This window comes from Leifsonia sp. Y878 (assembly GCF_057669685.1).
Genome location: NZ_JBYHFS010000002.1, coordinates 497,044 through 512,831 on the forward strand (window position 1 = coordinate 497,044; position 15,788 = coordinate 512,831).

Below are 15,788 nucleotides of genomic sequence, written 5' to 3' on the forward strand. Positions count from 1 at the left end.
GCTGGGCGCGCGGTTAAACGCGCGCCCAGCGCGTTTTCGCGCGCCAGGATGCGGCGAGAGCGGATTTCGAGACGCGTGCTCGTTCCTCGGTCGCTCCTCAATCAGCGGATGCCGGTGGTCGAGGAGGCCGCCAGGCCGTCTCGAGACCCGTCAGCTGGCGAGAACGCGCGCCCCGAAGGTGCGGCGGTACGCCGTCGGTGTGGTCTGCAGCACCTTCACGAAGTGATGGCGCATGACCGCAGCCCCGCCGAAGCCGGTGTCGGCGGCGATGGACTCCAGGCTGCTGGTGGTCTCCTCCAGTAGCTGCTGCGCGCGCAGTAGGCGCTGTCGGTTGAGCCACGCCGTCGGGGTCGTGCCGAGCTCGGCCCTGAACCGACGGGCGAACGTGCGCGATGACATCAGCGACTTGCGGGCCAACTGGTCGACCGTCAGGTCCTGGTCGAGGTTGCCGAGCATCCACTCTGTGATGGCCGCAAACGAGTCGCTCTGGCATTCGACGACCGGCGTCTGGATGAACTGCGACTGCCCGCCGTCGCGCTGGGGCGGCACCACCATGCGCCTGGCGATGATGTTGGCGGCTGCGGCGCCGAGATCTTTGCGCACGATGTGCAGCGCGGCGTCAATGCCGGCCGCCGTGCCAGCGCCGGTGACGACCTTGCCGTCCTCGACGAACAATACGTCGGGGTCGACGATCGTCTGCGGGTATTCGAGGGCAAGTTGGTCGGTGTACATCCAGTGCGTTGTGCTGCGGCGGCCGTCAAGGATGCCGGCGGCCCCCAGCACAAACGCCCCGCTGCAGACGCTGAGCACCCAGGCGCCGCGTGCCTCTGCCTCGCGGACGACCCGCAGGATCTCTGGGTGAACCTCGGTGCCGTATTGGTAGGCAGGGATGGCGACGAGGTCGGCATCCGCTGCGCCTGAGAGGTCTTCGTGCACCACGATGTCGAAGCCGAGCTTGGTGCGGATGGGGCCCGGCTCTGCGGCGCCGACGTGGAAATCGAAGACCGGGCCGCCCTGGTCGCTCCGGTCAATGCCGAAGACCTCGCAGATCACGCCGAACTCGAATGGCGCCATGCCTGGCAGTGCAACGCAGACGATCTTGTTGAGCATTGTCTCGCTCCTTGATTGACGAATCTGACCTGGAGAGCGGATGCCGTCAGCGGTCACGCAGATGGCAGGAATATGTCGATTACTGGCAATCCTGCCACTCGCGGCAGTTAATCGCAATGCATAGCGTTTCTGCCATGATAATTCTGATGCTGGCCCTCGGGGCCATTGGGTTGTGGGGAGCAATCGAGAGCGTGCGTCGGCTGCGTGGCGATGGCTATGGCACGCCGGAATTGCGGGAACGCAACAGCGGCATGCACCACTCCGCCGGTTGAGGAAGGCCGGTCACGGCCGCCTCGAAACCTCGCGAGCAGATGTGGTGTCGTGAGCAGATGTGGTTTCGAGACGCGGCCTCGTTCCTCGGGCGCTCCTCAACCAACGACGCCCGCGATGATTTCGAGACGTGGCCTCGTTCCTCGGGCACTCCGCAATCAACGAAATGTCGAGACACTCTCTGGCGCTCGTTCCTCAATCACGGGAGAGTGCTGCACCCCCCGATAGGGTGGTGACGTCGATCGCACTGGGCGTCGACGGAATGCGAGTAGGCACACATGGCATGGTTGGTCACCGGCGGAGCAGGCTACATCGGGTCGCACGTGGTTCGTGCGTTCCTCGCTGATGGAATCGATGTCGTTGTCGTAGACGACCTGTCGAGCGGCCACGCCGAGTTCGTACCTGCCGGCGTTCCCTTCGTACAGGGCACCATCCTCGACGCCGACCTCCTGCGCCGCACCTTCGCCGAGTACGACATCTCAGGCGTTGTGCACGTGGCCGGATACAAGTACGCCGGAGTGTCAGTGCAGCGCCCGCTGCACACCTACGAGCAGAACGTCACCGCGACAGCCGTGCTGCTGGCCGCCATGGCAGAAGCGGATGTCTCCCGCATCGTCTTCTCCTCCAGCGCCGCCGTCTACGGCACGCCGCACACCGACCTCGTCACCGAGGCCACCCCGAAGAGCCCCGAATCGCCCTACGGCGAGTCCAAGCTCATCGGCGAATGGCTGTTGCGCGACCAGGGCGTCGCTGCCGGCCTCGCCCACACCTCGCTGCGCTACTTCAACGTTGTCGGCTCAGGAGCCCGTGAACTCCGCGACACCAGCCCGCACAACCTCTTCCCGCTGGTGTTCGAGGCGCTGCTGGCCGGCCGCACCCCGCGCATCAACGGCAACGACTACAACACGGCGGATGGCACCTGCGTGCGCGACTACATCCACGTGGCCGACCTCGCCATCTCCCACGTGGCTGCCGCCCGTCGACTGGATGCCGGCGACTCGATCGAGGCCGTCTACAACCTCGGCAGCGGCGACGGCGTGTCCGTCGGCCAGATCATGAGCACCGTTGCAGCGGTCACCGGCATCGACTTCACGCCGGAGATCGCACCGCGTCGCGCCGGCGACCCCGACCGCATCGTGGCTTCTGGGGAGCTGGCCGCCCGCGACCTGGATTGGGCCATGCGGCACACCCTGGAAGAGATGGTGCAGAGCGCGTGGGAATCCCGGCAGGCCGCATCCGCTGGTGCCGCCGTCTGAAACTAAACTCCCCGACCATTCCCGGCGCGCCTAAACCTTCTATTCATTATTGAGGGTTTAGCATCTGCGACTTGACGAAACATGAACTACACGGGTGTAATTAGTCGTGTCGTTCAATTCGTGGACGATGGCACAAGGGGGGAGGCGATATGTCGGCATCAGAATATCGTCCCGGGGTACCCGATGACTGGTTCATCGATCCTGTTCGTCTGGGAGTACCCGGGGTACGACCGAACACTGGGGATGACAACTCCCTCGCTTGGCAGTCTGATTCGCTTTGTGCGCAGACCGACCCTGAAGCCTTCTTCCCTGAAAAGGGTGGCTCGACCAGGGACGCCAAGAAGATCTGTGCCTCGTGCGAGGTTCGCAACCAGTGCCTGCAGTACGCCCTCGCCAACGATGAGCGCTTCGGAATTTGGGGCGGCCTGTCGGAGCGCGAGCGTCGCAAACTGCGGAAGCGCGCTGTTTAGCCCACTTTTCACACCCATTCGCGGGTCTATTTGTGGCGCGCCCACCCGCATCATCGATGCCAGGCACTCTCCGATCTAGGCTGTCCCCGTTATGCAACCGAGAGTCACCGCCATCCTTGTCGCGCGAAATGGCGCGAAGCACCTTGAGCGAACTCTCGAGGCGCTCAGCATTCAAACGCGCCAGCCAGACACGGTCATCGTCGTCGACTGCGGGTCGACCGACTCCACCAGCACGCTGCTCGCTGATTTCGGTCCCACTCATTTCCTGAGCGCGGATGCCGACCTCACGTTCGGGCAGGCCATCGCCGTCGCCGTGCGGATGACCGGGCACCCAGAGTCAGATCACGAGATGTTGTGGCTGCTAGCCCAGGACAGCGCTCCAGAAGCGGATGCCCTCGCGCAGCTTCTCGGCGGACTCGAGATTGCGCCATCCGTTGCCGTTGCCGGTCCGAAGGTCATGGAATGGGATGCGGCAGACTACATCCACGAATTCGGCGAATCCGTCACGCCGCTCGGCGCGACTGTCACCCTGGTGGAGAACGAACTCGACCAGGCGCAGCACGACGGACTGAGCGACGTGATGGCCGTGGCCGCCGGCGGAATGCTCGTGCGCCACGTCGTCTGGGACCAGCTCGGCGGCTTCGACCCCGGACTGCCCGTTGTCGACGATTCCCTTGATTTCTGCATCCGCGTTCGCCTCGCAGGCCACCGTGTCTCGGTTGTTCCCGCCGCCAGGGTCGCCTCGGCCGGCGACGGTGTCGCGGGTCCGAACGGCTCGTCGAGCGGGCGTCAACGTCGCAAGCGCATTCGGGCAGAACGCTCGGCCCAGCTACACCGCCGGCTCGTCTACGCGCCCGTCGGAGCGCTCATCTTCCACTGGCTGTCCCTGGTGCCGCTCGCCATCATCCGCTCGGTGTGGCAGCTGCTGCGCAAGGAGCCAGGCGCCATTCTCGGTGAGTTCGCTGCCGCGTTCGGGGCAGCATTCAACGGGATGCGGGTGCGCAACGCACGCAAGAAGCTCGCGGCAACGAAGAAGGTCGGCTGGGCAGCGCTCGCGCCACTGCGGGTGCCGTCTGCCGAGGTGCGCCGCCGCAACGCCCTGCGCCGCGAGGCCAGCGCCACCACGCTTCGGGGCTTGCGTCCTGAAATCCACTTCTTCGCCACCGGCGGGGCCTGGACCATCATCGTTGCCGCGCTTGCCGGCGTCATCCTGCTCGCGCCGCTGCTCGGCGCAGGTTCGCTGACCGGCGGCGGGCTGCTGCCACTCAGCGCTGAGCTCACGACGCTGTGGCAGAACGCGCTCTATGGCTGGCGTGACATCGGGCTCGGATTCGTCGGTGCGGCCGACCCGTTCGCGGCCGTTGTGGCCATTCTCGGCTCGCTGACATTCTGGGACACGTCGTTCGCCCTCGTGCTGCTGTACCTGCTGGCCCTTCCGCTCGCGGCATTCGGGGCCTGGATGGCCGCCACCCGGCTCACCCAGCGCGGCAGCCTCCGCGCCATCGCCGCAGCGCTGTGGGTGTTGTCGCCGCCGTTCCTGACAGCGCTGGCCACCGGGCGCCCCGCCGACATCATCGTGCACCTCGTGCTGCCGTGGCTGTTCTTCGCCGGGCTGGCCGCCGCTCGTTCCTGGTCGGCCTCTGCGTCTGCCGCACTGCTCTTCGCCGTCATCGTGGCATGCGCGCCGTCGCTCGCACCCGCACTGCTCATCGGCTGGCTCATCTGCGTCGTGACGAGCGGCCGCTCCATTATGCGCTTCATCGGCATCCCGCTGCCGGCACTGGCCCTGGCGCTGCCCCTCATCTGGGACCAGACGCTCCGCGGCAACTGGCTCGCCCTCATCGCAGACCCCGGCGTGCCGATTCCCTCAGCGGATGTCTCGGTGTGGCAACTGCTGATGGGCTTCCCGACCGGCGACCTGGGGGGCTGGGCGACGCTGCTGGTTGCGGCCGGCGTGCCCCTGGCGACGGCCCAGATCGTGATCCCAGCGCTGCTGGCCCCGCTGGCACTGCTCGCCCTGGCCGCGCTCTTCCTCCCCGGCTCCCGGGCCGCAACGTTCTCGCTCGTCGCCGCGCTGCTGGGCTTCGGCACGGCCGTTGCCGCCAGCCACATCGCGGTCGCCACCGCGGGCTCAGAGTCGGTCGGCGTCTGGACGGGCTCAGGCCTCAGCCTCTACTGGCTCGGCATCATCGGTGCCGTCATCTACACGCTCCGCAACATCAGGCGGTTCGCCCTGGTGCCCGCGCTCGTCGTCGCGCTCACGGTCGCCGTCGTTGCCGCGCCGCTGGCCGCTTCCCTCCAGCTCGGCACCTCGGTGGTCAGCGCAGGGTCTGAGCGCACTCTCCCCGCCTTCGTCAGCGCTGAGGCGCAGACCGACCCGCGCCTCGGCACGCTCGAAATCGTGCCGCAGCCCGACGGCGGCATCCTGGCCAATGTCATCCGCGGCAACGGTGACACCCTCGACGCCCAGTCAACGCTCGCCAGCACGGAAACAGCGCTGAGTAGCGAGCAGGAGGAGCTGGCTGTGCTGGCCGGCAACCTCGTCTCCCGCAGCGGTCTGGATGCCTCTGAGGGACTTGCCGAGTTCGGCATCCGCTTCGTGCTGCTTCGGCCGCCGGCGGTCGAGCCCGGCGTGCTGGGCACCACGGTGAAGCCCACGAGCAATGCTGCAGCGACCGAGCTCAGGGCGAACACCGCGCTGAACGCCAACGCAGCCCTTGCCCAGGTCGGCGAGACCGCATTCGGCCAGCTGTGGCGGAACGACGGTGCAGTCGACCCGGACGCCGGAGCGATCCCGGTGAATGCCGGCGGCGTCATCGGCCTCATCTTCACGATCATTGCGCTCGTGGTCATCGGTGCGACCATCTTGCTCTCCATTCCCACCGGGGCAGGCCGCGAGGCTGTTCGCCAGGCCAACCGCGATGCCATCCGCCAGAACGCGCGGGCGACGGCCAAGCTGAAGCGCGCCGAGCGCTCACGGGATGTGGGCTCGGGCACCGGCAGGCGCGCGCGGAACGGTGCGAACGGCACTGGGCCCGTCGATACCGGGGAAATCGATGCGGGCGCGATTGACACCGGGGCGATTGAGACCGGAAGTCGCGACCAGGGCGACGTCGATACGCGTTCGGTCGAGGTGGCATCCATCGATGCTGCTGGCACTGCGCCTGTCTCTGCCTATTCAGACTCTGCCCATTCAGACGCTGCCTATTCAGACGCTGCCGATTCAGGTGCAGCCGATTCGGCGACCCCCACCGGCGCATACCCGCATATTCAGCACGAGGAGAACCACGATGCCAAGTAAGCGCGGAGTTGCCCTGGCGGGCGCTCGAGCGGTCGCCGGAGTCATCGGTATTGGTATCGCCGTCGTTGCCGTCAGCGCATCGACCCTCATCACCTGGCCGAGCGTCGCGGCCTCGCCGCCATCCGCTCTCGTGGTGCCGCAACCCGCTGAGCTGCAGCGGGTGTGTCCAGGTCCCCTGCTGACCCTGGCTGAGGATTCCAGCCAAGCGGATGCTGCCACCTCCGTTGGCGCCGCCACCAGCGTGTACGCCGCGCGAGCCGTGACCGACAGCGCCGATCTTGGTGAGGTGATTGAGGCATCCGCTGCTGATATCGACGCGGTCGACAACGCCAAGGGCGCCGAGAATGGCGCACCCGTGCTGGTCACCGTGCCCGCGGAGGACGGCGACATGACGGTGCCGCTCGTCGCTGGCAGCCAGTCGCAGACCGCAGCCAGCGAGACGATCGGCGGCTTCGCGGCTGCCGCATGCACAGAGGCGTCGGCCGACGCGTGGCTGGTCGGCGGCTCCACCGACATCGGAAACACCAGCCTGCTGCTGCTCAGCAACCCGACGGAAGTCGCCGCGACCGTCGACCTCGTGGTGTACTCGGAGACCGGCGTCGTGAGTGCGCCGGGCGCGACCGGCATCCTGGTCCAGCCGGGAACGCAGCGGATCATTTCGCTCGCCGGTCTCGCTCCCAACGTCAAGTCGCCCGTCGTGCAGGTGTCCTCACGTGGCGGCCAGGTTACCGCAACGCTTGAGCAGAGCGTCATTCACGGCATCGTGCCGCGCGGCGTCGAGATGATCGGCGCGACGTCAGGACCGGCGACGAGCCAGGTCATCACGGGAATGACGGTGTCTGCCGCAGCGGCCGGCGCCAGCTCGACTGACAGCGGGGGAACGGCTGCCCCGAGCATCCGCCTTTTGGTGCCGGGTGACGAGGGCTCCACCGTGCAGATCGGACTCGCCAGCGAGGACGGTTCTGCCACGGGCACGTCGCTGCAGGTTGACCTGCAGCCCGGTGTCGCCACCGAGGTTCCGCTTGAATCGCTGTCGCCCGGCAGCTTCACGGTTACCATCGACTCCGACGAACCCATCGTTGCCGCGGCCCAGACGCAGGCGGCCGGAACCACCGCGCAGGACTTCGCCTGGTTCGTCGCTTCAGAGGCCCTGGCCGCTGACTTCCTGGTCGCCGTCGCCCCCGGCCCATCGCCGACGCTGCACCTCTTCAATCCAGACACAGCGGATGCCGCCATCACGATCACCCCGAACGCCGGTGGGGATGCGACCACGGTCACGGTTCCCGCCAGCGGCTCTGCGGTGGCTACCGTGCAGGCATCCGGTATCTATGCGGTGACGGGCGGCGAGGGAATCTCCGCCTCGGTGAGCTATCTCGGCGATGGACAGATCTCGGCGTTCAGCCTTCGTCCGCCCGGCTCGCTCGCCTCGGAGATCCGCGTCTTCGCCCACTAGCCGTCAGAGCAGGCGCTGCTCGCTGGCCCTCCCCGCTGATTGAGGAGCGCGCGACGCAGGAGCACGCGTCTCGAAATCTGCGCGTTAGCGTTCAGCGTTCAGGAGCACGCGTCACGAATTCCGCGCGTTCAGGCGGAGAAAATGCGACACGCCGCGTGAAAGTGGCGCCGCGCCTCGGCGAGTCGCAAAATCTCCGCTTGGAGTGGCATCCGCTGTGTGAAATGCGAGCCGAGACAAATGAAGTGAGCGGATGCCGCGCGCGACCTAGAAGTGGCGGAACCGCTCCGGCGCCAGGTCCCACGGATCCTTGCCGAGCAGCTCGGCGATACCGCGGAAGACGCAACTCTCGATGGCCATCCGCTGGTGGAGTTCGTCGTTGCGGTGCAGGTGACTCAGGCGCTGGATGGGCAGCCGGTAGAACACGACGCGGCGTTCCGAGGGGAACACTGCCCAGCGCTCAACGCCGGCGTCGGGAACGACGGATGCCGGTCCGGCGGCCACCTCGAAGCGTGCGGTGGAGAGTTCAGCCGGCCACACACCACGCAGGTAGTCGACCGTCGATGCCACCGTCAGATCGAACAAATCGGTGCGTGTGCGGAGCGGCGGAAGGTACGGGCCCGTCGCCGAACTGCGCAAACCACGCCCGTGCCTGTCGAACCCGCGAGCCCGAGGCTGCGGCTCAGGAAAGACAGAACCGCTCGACCTTTGCATGTCGCCATCCTACTTCGGCGCCCTGCCGGAGTACTCTGAATGACGATGTCTACCCGGCCATGTTCCCGTATCGCCTGCGCTGCCCCCGCAGTGGCGACGATGACGTTTGTCTACGCAGATTCGATGGCGGTGCTCGGCCCGCTCTCCGCCATGCCAGAGCCGCACGGATACGACCTGTGCGCCAGGCACAGTGAGCGCACGTCGGCGCCAAAGGGGTGGCAGGTTGTCCGCCACAGAGTGATGGGCGAACTGTTCGGCGACGTGGAGGCGTAGCCGCCACACGATGGGCCGAACCCGCACCGAATTTCGGGCGGCGGCGGTGTCGCGAATACAGGATGCGCGATCTGAAACAGGCCGATCCGTCCTGTTTTCGATGACACATGGCCGATTCATCCTGTTTTCACTACATGCCGGACCGCCGCCTCAGATGGCCGACCGAACGGATGCGCGTTGGCGAGTTCTAGGGACGGCCAGCGAGGTCTCGAGACACTCGCTGGCGCTCGCTCCTCGACCGGCGGGGTCGCGGCGCGAGCTCCTCGACCGGCGGCGGGTCTCGAGACGCTCGCTAGCGCTCGCTCCTCGACCGGCGGGGCGGCTACAGCCGGCCAGCCGCCTTCAACGCAATGTAGTGGTCGGCCAGCGCGGGCGGCAAGGCATCCGGTGTTCCGGAGACCACCTCCGCGCCCTGCTGCCTGATCGCCGCCGACACCCGCGTGATGTCCAGCATCGAGCGTTCGGCCGCCGCGGCCCGGTACACCTCTTCGCGGTTGCCGCGTTCGCGACTGGCCTGCACGATGAGGGGGTCGGTGACGGATGCCACCACAACGGTGTGCGAGCGCGTCAACTGGGGGAGCACGGCGAGCAGGCTCGTCGATGCGCCTGCTGCGTCGACCGGGGTGACCAGCACCACGAAGGCGTGCTGGTTGGTGATGCTGCGCACCTGGCCTGGCACCGCGGACCAGTCCATCTCGATGAGCTCCGGTTCGACGAGCGCCATGGCATCCACCATGCGTGAGAGCAGCTCTGCGCCCTGCGCGCCCTGGACTCGCGCCCGCACCCGGCGGTCGTAGGCCACGAAATCAACCCGGTCGCCGGCGCGAGTGGCGAGGGCGGCGAGCAGCAGTGCAGCCTCGAATGCCGTGTCGAGCCGCGGTTCGTCGCCGACCCTGGCGGCGGAGACGCGTCCGGTGTCGACGACGATGACCACGCGGCGATCGCGCTCCGGGCGCCAGGTGCGCACCACGACGTCGCCCCGGCGTGCCGTTGCGCGCCAGTCGATGGAGCGCACATCGTCTCCCCGAACGTACTCGCGCAGCGAATCGAACTCGGTGCCCTGGCCGCGGATCATGACGCTCGTGCGCCCGTCGAGCTCGCGCAGCCTGGCCAGGCGCGACGGCAGGTGCTTGCGCGCGTTGAATGGTGGCAGCACGCGGATGCGCCCGGGCGCCACCAGGGTGGCCTGCCTGGCCCAGAGGCCGAGCGGGCCGAACGAGCGGACGGTGACCTGGCCCACCCGGCGCTCACCGCGCCGGAACGGCGTGAGCGTGAGCGTGACGAGGCGCCGTTCGCCGGTGGGGATGTCCAGCCGGGTGCGGTTGTTGCCGGCGCCGGCCGACGGCTGCCAGGCGTCGCGGATGCTGGCGTGCAGCATCCGCTTGCCGTTGTTCGTGATGTACAGCTCACTGGTGACGCTCTCGCCGAGCCTGACACGGGCCGGCAGCCGGCGGGCGAGCGCAAGCGCACGGGGGGAGGCGGCGAGGGCGAGGTCGATGCAGCCGGCGACGACCACCAGCAGCAGCCATAGCCAGAGCACCGTGAATGCCTGCGCGCTCGTACCCCCGAGCAGCACGATCGGCACCACGCCGAGGGCGAGGAGCAGGGCGAATCGGCCGGTTACGGTCATGAGAGGCGGCGCACCGGCACTAGAGCGGAACCTGGACCTGCTGCATGATCGAGCGCAGGATCGTGTCGCTGGCCACGCCCTCCAGCTCAGCCTCAGGGCGCAGCTGGATGCGGTGCCGCCAGACGGGCAGCACCATGGCCTGGATGTGGTCGGGTGTGATGGCGTCGTAGCCACCGAGCCAGGCCCACGCCTTGGCCGCGGCCAATAGTGCCGTCGTGCCGCGGGGACTCACGCCGAGCTTGACCGACGGGCTGCGCCGGGTCGCCCGCGCCAGGTCGACGAGGTAGGCGAGCACATCGGCGCTGGCGGCAACGGATGCCACGGCCGCCTGGGCCGCGGCCAGTTGCGCGGCGCCGAGCACCGGCGTGACGCCGGCCGCCGAGAGATCGCGCGGGTTGAACCCGGCCGCATGCCGGCGCAGCACCTCGACTTCGAGGTCACGCTCCGGCACGTCGAGTACGAGCTTCAGCAGGAAGCGGTCGAGCTGGGCCTCCGGCAGCGTATAGGTGCCCTCGTACTCGATGGGGTTCATCGTCGCGGCAACGATGAACGGATCGGGCAGTGGCAGCGACAGCCCGTCGACGCTCACCTGGCGCTCCTCCATCGCTTCGAGCAGCGCGGACTGCGTCTTCGGAGGAGTGCGGTTGATCTCGTCGGCCAGCAGGATGTTGGTGAACACCGGCCCGCGGCGAAACTCGAATTCGCCGACCTTGGCGTCGTAGACGAGCGAGCCGGTGACGTCGCCCGGCATCAGGTCCGGCGTGAACTGCACACGCTTGGTGTCGAGGCTGAGCGCGTGGCTGAGCGAGCGCACCAGCAGTGTCTTCGCCACCCCAGGCACGCCCTCAAGCAGCACATGCCCGCGCGCCAGCAGCGCGATGATCAGGCCGGTGACGGCGCCGTCCTGGCCGACAACCGCTTTCCCCACCTCGGTACGCACCTGGGCGAGGGCCTGGCGCAGATCGTCGGAGCTCGCCGTGCCGCCGGACGATGCAGCGTGGGACGGTGCGGCGTGGGACGCTGCGGAGGTCGGTGCTGGAGAGGTCATGTGTCCATTCTTCCGGTTGGGCGAGCGGATGCGCTGGTCTGGTTGGTCGCGGGTCTGTCTGTCGGAGGTCTAGGCGGTCATCGGTCTGTCGGTTGCTGCGGCGTGACGGATGCCTGGCCGGGGTCGGATATCTGGCCGGGGTCGGTCAGTCGTCTGGTGAGGCGTTCGAGTTCCTCCAGCTGGTCAGACAGGGTGACGAGCTCGCGGTCGGAGGCCGGTGTGGCTCCAACGAGAATGGTGCCGACGTCGGCAGGAGCGCGGCCGGTGAGGGCGGAAACGGCCCCGATCACCTCGCCCAGCGTGGCCGTTCTGGGCAGCCCGACGAGGGAGGCCAGTCGGCGTACCGTGCCAACGCGCAGGGAGTCGGCGGCCCGCAGCCGCGCAGAGTTGCGGGCGTACAGCCGCGCGCGACCTTCCATCGTTTCGCTCGCGGTGACGATGACGGGCAGGTTCTCCGCCACGAGCGCACCGAAGCGGCGCCCACGCCAGACGAAGGCAGCGAGAGCGGTGACCACCAGGAGCACCAGCACGGGGGTGACCCAGCCGGGGGTGAGTTCGCCGAGCGACGGCGGGCCGGTGGCTGGCACATCGGCGATGGTCGGCAGGTACCAGACCAGCGAATCGCTCTCGCCGAGCAGGCCGAGGGCGAGGGCGGCGTTGCCGTACTCGACGATGTGTTCGTTGTCGAAGACCTCTGTCGTTGCGACCAGGGTGAGGGAGCGCTCAGCGGCGGCATTGCCGTCCTGTGCGACGCCGGCCAGCACGACGGGCCCCTGCACCACAGAGTAGCGATCAGCGGAGCTCGGGAAACACCCGACGAAAGCGGATGCCGCGTCGGCAGCCCCGTTCGTAGTTGCTCCGGCAGTGACGCCGGCCAGCGACAACGTGCTGCCCCCGGGGGTGATGCTGCCTGCCCGCTCGGCCACAGGCACGTCGCACTCTGCCGCCAGCGTGTCTGCGTCGGACACCCCGCCGAAGCCGACGCCGGACGCCAAGGTCTGCAGCATGGTGAAATCCGGCGCGGCGATGACCAGCCGGGGCGCCAGGGTGCCGAGCTCTGAAAGCTGCTCTGCCGTGAGGTAAGCGGCCGGGTCGGAGAAGAAGATGGTGCTCGATTCGGAGGAGACGGCATCCGTCGCCTGCTCGAGGGTGTCGACGACCGTGACCGTGACGCCCTGGTTTCGCAGCACCTCGACCAGCGCCTTGCTGCCAGCCGGTGCCGGATTCGTGGCGCCGAGCGGCACGCCGGTTGTCCCGCTCCCGCCGGCAATGAGCGCGGCGACGATGGAGACCACGATGGCCACGATGCCGGCGAGTACCCAGAAGCCGGCCTTGCGGCTGAACGCACGCACGGTGAGCGTGGTCGACGGGGCGGCAGTCGCCGACGGGGCGACAGCAGTCGCGAGAGGGCCCGCCGTCACGAGTGCGCCGCCGAATCCGTGGTGGAACGCTCGTCGGAGGATGCGGAGGATGCGGAGGATGCGGTGGATGCGGACGATGCAGCGGATGCCATGGCGTCCACAAATGTCGGCTGGGCCGCACGCAGGCGCTCGTCCAGGGCAACCAGCGATCGGAACTCGGGTTCCGTGCCATCACGCCCGAGATAGCGAACGCCGTCGAAGACCGCGGCAGCGCCCTGCAACTCGTGATGCTCTGCGGGGAAGGCAGCGGCGGCGGTCAGGGCGAAATCGTGCGCCGTCGTGCCGGGGGAGACGACAACGATGGTGCGCGCCTGCAGTCCGCGCGCGATGGCGCGGAACATCTCTGCGCACGCCAGGCTCCAGTCGCCGGCGGCCGCCGCGGCCTGCGCGGCGCGACGCATGTCTGCGGCAGAGCGCCGATCGTCGTCGCCGAACAGTTCAGCGGCGAGCTGGCTGCGTCGGCGAAGGCGCGGCAGGCCGAAGATCAGAAAGGCCACGACCAGGATGCCGGCGAACAGCACCGTGAGGATCACGGGGATCCAGGCGCCGAGACCCTCCCCGCTCGGCAGCGTCAGCGACTGCAACCAGTCGAAGAAGCCCTGGGAGAGCGTGTCGAACCAGGTCGGCCTCGCCGCCGCATACTCGGGTTTGGCCAGCTCTTCCCGCAGAAGCTCCCTGGCGTCAGGGGCGTTCGGGTCGACGGGTATTGCCAGGACACCAATCATGCCCAGGGCGAACCAGGGGCAGCAGCGGTGGGCGAGACGTAGCCGGCCGGCGACGTGTACGGGTCGGCCGGATTGGCCCCGGCTGCCCGCTGCTCGACGAACCGCTGCAGGTCGAGGTCGAGGCCCTCCTTGCGCATCCGAAGGTCAATATAAATGAGCGCGGTCGTCGCCGACTGCACCACGGCGGCGACGGCCCCCAGCACGAGCGCCACGAACAGGATCAGCACGTAGAGAACGATGGACGGGATGTACGCGTCGAACGAGGCATTGGGGTCGACGAGCGACATCGCGACAGAGAACAACAGCGACAGCGGCGTGCTCACGACCTGGCTGACGACGTTGACGATCGCCGCCACCAGAAACTGCACGCCGAGCGTGCGCCAGAAATAGCCGATCGTCAGCGCCCACGACCGGCGAATCGCCGAGCGGATGCTGAGACGCTCCAACACAATGAGGCTCGGCACCAGGGAAGTGCGGGTGTAGAGCCAGGCCGCCAGGGCGATGAGTCCGAGCCCGCCGATGATGCCGACGACCACGGCAATGGCAACACCGATGCCGCCGGCCATGGCGAGCAGCGCGATGCCGCCAGCCAGGATGCCGATGGCGATCAACAGCGCGAATGACAGGATCAGCGTCCAGCCGACCAACGGCCACAGTCGCTTGCCAGCGGCCCGCCACAGGGGGCCGAGCTTCAGCTTCTCCCCAAGCGTCGCCCTGGCGACCTCCATCACGATGACGCCCTGGAGCAGGGCGGAGGCAATGACAGAGAGGAGGACGGGAATGATGGCCGACACCACGATCATGGCCATGGATCCGGCTTCGACGGCGTCACGCTCGTCGAGTGGAGCGGCGTCGATGCGGCTGACGGCAAAGAAGGTGGCCAGCCCGATCACGATGAGCGACACCAGGGTGATGATGCCCTGCACAAGCAGTGCGCTACCGAAGGTGGCCTTCGGGTTGCGCTTCAGCACCTGGAATGGCGCCCACAGCAGCGTGCCGAACCCGAGTGGGCGCAGCGGAATCAGTCCTGGCTTCGGCGGCGGGGTCCACCCTGGCTGCTGCTGGCCGTACTGCTGCCCATATTGCGGGACGTATGGCGACGCCGGGGGATACGACGCGGGCTGCGGCGCGCCCGCAGGCGGCAGATACTCCCCGTACTGGGGGGCTGCCGGCACGGTCGGTGGAACGACGGGGGGAACGCCCGCAGCATCTGCGGGCTGGCCATCCGTCGGTGGTTGCCAGTTCTGTGCGTCTGTCACGTACTCATGCTGGCATATTCGTGGCGCAGAATCCGGTGGACGCGGCTAGGCTCTGCCTACTCGACTACTCTTATGCCAAGAATGGTCGCCGACCACGCGCTTGTCGCGTGCGGCTCAGGGAAACGGATCTATGAACGCTCGTATTTTGGTAGTCGATGACGACACCGCTCTGGCAGAGATGATTGGCATCGTCCTGCAGAGTGAAGGCTTCGACGCGCTCTTCTGCGCAGACGGCGGCAGCGCCCTCGAGGCATTCCGTGCGGCCAAGCCCGATCTCGTGCTGCTCGACCTGATGCTGCCCGGCCTCGACGGCATCGAAGTGTGCCGCCTGATCCGCGCAGAGTCCGGCACCCCCATCATCATGCTGACGGCCAGATCTGACACCACAGATGTCGTCAAGGGACTGGAGTCGGGCGCAGACGACTACATCGTCAAGCCGTTCAACCCCAAGGAACTCGTTGCCAGGATCAGGACCAGGCTGCGACCGGCCGCTGTCGAGACATCCGTCAACCTGCAGATCGGCGACCTCGTCGTCGACCCTGCCGGCCACGAGGTGACGCGTGGTGACCAGCGCATCAACCTGACGCCGCTCGAGTTCGACCTGCTGCTCGCGCTGGCGTCGAAGCCGCAACAGGTTTTCACCAGGGAAATGCTCCTCGAGCAGGTCTGGGGCTACCACTACAAAGCCGACACCAGGCTGGTCAACGTGCACGTACAGCGCCTCAGGGCGAAGGTCGAAGACGATCCGGACAGCCCCCGAATCGTGATGACGGTGCGCGGCGTTGGCTATCGGGCCGGCGCTGTCGTCTAGGACCTTGTGACTCTGCAGCACGAATCGAGCGGATTCCCCTTTACCCGGTC

14 protein-coding genes are annotated in these 15,788 nt (G+C 67.7%); 7 read left to right on the top strand and 7 right to left on the bottom strand.

Features of this window, described 5'->3' with window-relative positions:
• Positions 1-150 precede the first annotated feature (150 nt).
• Positions 151-1,110: a GlxA family transcriptional regulator gene (locus tag AC25Y4_RS08500; protein WP_488119958.1), complete on the bottom strand. Its 960-nt coding sequence runs from the start codon at positions 1,108-1,110 to the stop codon at positions 151-153.
• A 134-nt stretch (positions 1,111-1,244) separates the two neighbouring features.
• On the opposite strand from AC25Y4_RS08500, the gene AC25Y4_RS08505 reads away from it, so the two are divergent.
• From AC25Y4_RS08505 to AC25Y4_RS08525, 5 genes are all read left to right on the top strand, one after another.
• Entirely contained in the window at positions 1,245-1,382 is a 138-nt protein-coding gene (locus tag AC25Y4_RS08505) for a hypothetical protein (protein ID WP_488119959.1), read from the top strand.
• A 276-nt stretch (positions 1,383-1,658) separates the two neighbouring features.
• The gene (gene galE, locus AC25Y4_RS08510) at positions 1,659-2,636 is read left to right on the top strand and encodes a UDP-glucose 4-epimerase GalE (RefSeq protein ID WP_488119960.1); all 978 of its coding nucleotides are present in this window, start codon (positions 1,659-1,661) and stop codon (positions 2,634-2,636) included.
• A gap of 149 nt (positions 2,637-2,785) precedes the next feature.
• Positions 2,786-3,106: a WhiB family transcriptional regulator gene (locus AC25Y4_RS08515; protein ID WP_488119961.1), complete on the top strand. Its 321-nt coding sequence runs from the start codon at positions 2,786-2,788 to the stop codon at positions 3,104-3,106.
• Between the two features lie 91 nt (positions 3,107-3,197).
• Positions 3,198-6,407 carry a glycosyltransferase family 2 protein gene (locus tag AC25Y4_RS08520; protein ID WP_488119962.1) on the top strand — a complete coding sequence of 1,070 codons (3,210 nt, stop codon included), beginning with the start codon at positions 3,198-3,200 and terminating at the stop codon, positions 6,405-6,407.
• Positions 6,397-7,860: a DUF5719 family protein gene (locus tag AC25Y4_RS08525; protein WP_488119963.1), complete on the top strand. Its 1,464-nt coding sequence runs from the start codon at positions 6,397-6,399 to the stop codon at positions 7,858-7,860. Before AC25Y4_RS08520 ends, AC25Y4_RS08525 begins: the two co-directional genes overlap by 11 nt.
• A gap of 264 nt (positions 7,861-8,124) precedes the next feature.
• Here the strand turns inward: AC25Y4_RS08525 and AC25Y4_RS08530 are convergent, their stop codons facing one another.
• Positions 8,125-8,442, bottom strand: a complete 318-nt coding sequence (locus AC25Y4_RS08530) for a metallopeptidase family protein (protein WP_488119964.1) — start codon at positions 8,440-8,442, stop codon at positions 8,125-8,127.
• A gap of 174 nt (positions 8,443-8,616) precedes the next feature.
• Between AC25Y4_RS08530 and AC25Y4_RS08535 the strand changes: the two genes are divergently transcribed.
• On the top strand, positions 8,617-8,844 hold the full coding sequence (locus AC25Y4_RS08535) for a DUF3499 family protein (protein ID WP_488119965.1): 228 nt from the start codon (positions 8,617-8,619) through the stop codon (positions 8,842-8,844).
• Positions 8,845-9,166: 322 nt separating this feature from the next.
• Here AC25Y4_RS08535 and AC25Y4_RS08540 read toward each other — a convergent pair whose 3' ends face one another.
• From AC25Y4_RS08540 to AC25Y4_RS08560, 5 genes are all read right to left on the bottom strand, one after another.
• Positions 9,167-10,474 (bottom strand): DUF58 domain-containing protein, encoded by a 1,308-nt coding sequence (locus AC25Y4_RS08540; RefSeq protein ID WP_488119966.1) that lies wholly within the window; start codon positions 10,472-10,474, stop codon positions 9,167-9,169.
• 19 nt (positions 10,475-10,493) lie between these two features.
• Positions 10,494-11,522, bottom strand: coding sequence for an AAA family ATPase (locus AC25Y4_RS08545; RefSeq protein ID WP_488119967.1), 1,029 nt, complete (start codon positions 11,520-11,522; stop codon positions 10,494-10,496).
• A 77-nt stretch (positions 11,523-11,599) separates the two neighbouring features.
• Positions 11,600-12,943, bottom strand: a complete 1,344-nt coding sequence (locus AC25Y4_RS08550; protein ID WP_488119968.1) for a DUF4350 domain-containing protein — start codon at positions 12,941-12,943, stop codon at positions 11,600-11,602.
• Entirely contained in the window at positions 12,940-13,668 is a 729-nt protein-coding gene (locus AC25Y4_RS08555) for a DUF4129 domain-containing protein (RefSeq protein WP_488119969.1), read from the bottom strand. Before AC25Y4_RS08555 ends, AC25Y4_RS08550 begins: the two co-directional genes overlap by 4 nt.
• Complete coding sequence (locus AC25Y4_RS08560; protein WP_488119970.1) at positions 13,665-14,927, bottom strand: DUF7847 domain-containing protein; 1,263 nt, start codon at positions 14,925-14,927, stop codon at positions 13,665-13,667. The genes AC25Y4_RS08555 and AC25Y4_RS08560 overlap by 4 nt, the downstream gene beginning before the upstream one ends.
• A 130-nt stretch (positions 14,928-15,057) precedes the next feature.
• Between AC25Y4_RS08560 and mtrA the strand changes: the two genes are divergently transcribed.
• Complete coding sequence (gene mtrA / locus AC25Y4_RS08565) at positions 15,058-15,738, top strand: MtrAB system response regulator MtrA (protein WP_488119971.1); 681 nt, start codon at positions 15,058-15,060, stop codon at positions 15,736-15,738.
• Positions 15,739-15,788: the final 50 nt, after the last annotated feature.

Coding starts and splice junctions, on each gene's coding strand:
- AC25Y4_RS08540 (WP_488119966.1), bottom strand. CDS start 10,474: ATGACCGTAACCGGCCGATTCGCCCTGCTCCTCGCCCTCGGCGTGGTG.
- AC25Y4_RS08505 (WP_488119959.1), top strand. CDS start 1,245: ATGATAATTCTGATGCTGGCCCTCGGGGCCATTGGGTTGTGGGGAGCA.
- AC25Y4_RS08535 (WP_488119965.1), top strand. CDS start 8,617: ATGTCTACCCGGCCATGTTCCCGTATCGCCTGCGCTGCCCCCGCAGTG.
- AC25Y4_RS08545 (WP_488119967.1), bottom strand. CDS start 11,522: ATGACCTCTCCAGCACCGACCTCCGCAGCGTCCCACGCCGCACCGTCC.
- AC25Y4_RS08525 (WP_488119963.1), top strand. CDS start 6,397: ATGCCAAGTAAGCGCGGAGTTGCCCTGGCGGGCGCTCGAGCGGTCGCC.
- galE (WP_488119960.1), top strand. CDS start 1,659: ATGGCATGGTTGGTCACCGGCGGAGCAGGCTACATCGGGTCGCACGTG.
- AC25Y4_RS08515 (WP_488119961.1), top strand. CDS start 2,786: ATGTCGGCATCAGAATATCGTCCCGGGGTACCCGATGACTGGTTCATC.
- mtrA (WP_488119971.1), top strand. CDS start 15,058: ATGAACGCTCGTATTTTGGTAGTCGATGACGACACCGCTCTGGCAGAG.
- AC25Y4_RS08520 (WP_488119962.1), top strand. CDS start 3,198: ATGCAACCGAGAGTCACCGCCATCCTTGTCGCGCGAAATGGCGCGAAG.
- AC25Y4_RS08555 (WP_488119969.1), bottom strand. CDS start 13,668: ATGATTGGTGTCCTGGCAATACCCGTCGACCCGAACGCCCCTGACGCC.
- AC25Y4_RS08500 (WP_488119958.1), bottom strand. CDS start 1,110: ATGCTCAACAAGATCGTCTGCGTTGCACTGCCAGGCATGGCGCCATTC.